The organism is Vibrio sp. Y176, from assembly GCF_033438945.1.
In genome coordinates, this window is the sequence record NZ_JAWOQS010000081.1 from 1 (window position 1) to 1,285 (window position 1,285).

The 1,285-nt window shown below is 45.8% G+C and carries 2 protein-coding genes; both read left to right on the forward strand.

Annotated elements, in window-relative coordinates; translation table 11 throughout:
- Positions 1–714, forward strand: a 714-nt coding sequence (locus R7O13_RS24215; protein WP_318304848.1) for a tRNA pseudouridine(13) synthase TruD, incomplete at its 5' end; no start/stop codon positions are given.
- On the forward strand, positions 714–1,285 hold a 572-nt coding region (surE, locus tag R7O13_RS24220), incomplete at its 3' end, for a 5'/3'-nucleotidase SurE (RefSeq protein ID WP_318304849.1). The genes R7O13_RS24215 and surE, both read left to right, overlap by 1 nt.

A 1,285-nucleotide genomic window follows, 5' to 3' on the forward strand; every position in this document is an offset into this window, starting at 1 on the left:
AGTATTGAAATTCTAGCGACCGATCGACACAACAAAAAACTGCGTCCTGGTGACTTAATCGGGAACGAGTTTGTGGTTACCTTGTCTGAAGTGACAGATGTGGCGGATGTAGAGCAACGCCTTGAAAAAGTTAAACAAGTTGGTGTGCCAAACTACTTTGGTAGCCAACGCTTTGGTAACGATGGAAATAACCTCGACGAAGCTCGTCGTTGGGGACGAGAAAACGTTCGTACGCGTAACCAAAACAAACGCAGCATGTACCTGTCTGCCGCGCGTTCATGGATTTTCAACCGCATCGTTTCAGCTCGTCTAGAGAATGGTGTGTTTGATAAATTCATCGATGGTGACATCGCACAGACATCACAAGGATTGTTGGCTGTTGATGCGAATAACCTTGCTGATATGCAAAACAAGCTTGCATTGAGTGAAGTTGAGATTACTGCCGCTTTAGCGGGTGATAATGCGTTACCGACCCAAGCTGATGCACTTGCATTAGAACAGCCATTTATTGATGAAGAACCTGATTTAATGGCTCTAATCCGTGGGAATCGTATGCGTCACGATCGTCGTGAAATCGCACTCAAACCAAAAGACTTAGCTTGGAACGTTGAAGGTAACAATATTACGTTGACCTTCTCACTCGATGCAGGCTCTTTTGCCACATCCATTGTTCGTGAGTTGGTGAATGAGGTCAAAGTAGAAAGAGAATACTAATGGAACTGGATTCACTAAATACAAAACCTTTAAGAATTCTAATTAGTAATGACGACGGTGTGCATGCTCAAGGAATTCACGCGTTAGCGGATGAGCTGAGAAGCATCGCGGAAGTGATCATTGTTGCCCCAGACCGAAATCGTTCTGGTGCATCAAACTCACTGACATTGGAACAGCCTCTGCGAGTCACAGAAATTGCTCCTAATACTTATTCGGTTCAAGGGACACCGACAGATTGCGTTCATTTTGCTCTAACTGAGCTGATGAAAGATGACCTGCCAGATCTTGTATTATCTGGCATTAATCATGGTGCAAATCTGGGAGATGACGTTCTGTATTCTGGTACCGTCGCTGCTGCAATGGAAGGGCACTTTCTTGGCGTGCAGGCCATTGCGTTTTCACTGGTTGGTAAACGTCATTTTGAGTCGGCTGCTAAAATTGCTCGACAGTGGGTTGAGCAACTCATGGCAGCGCCAATCCCAACCAACCGTTTGTTGAATGTGAAGGGACCTGATTGGCCTCTCGAGAGTCTTGGTGAAATCGAAGTGACCCGTTTAGGTGCGCGTCATCA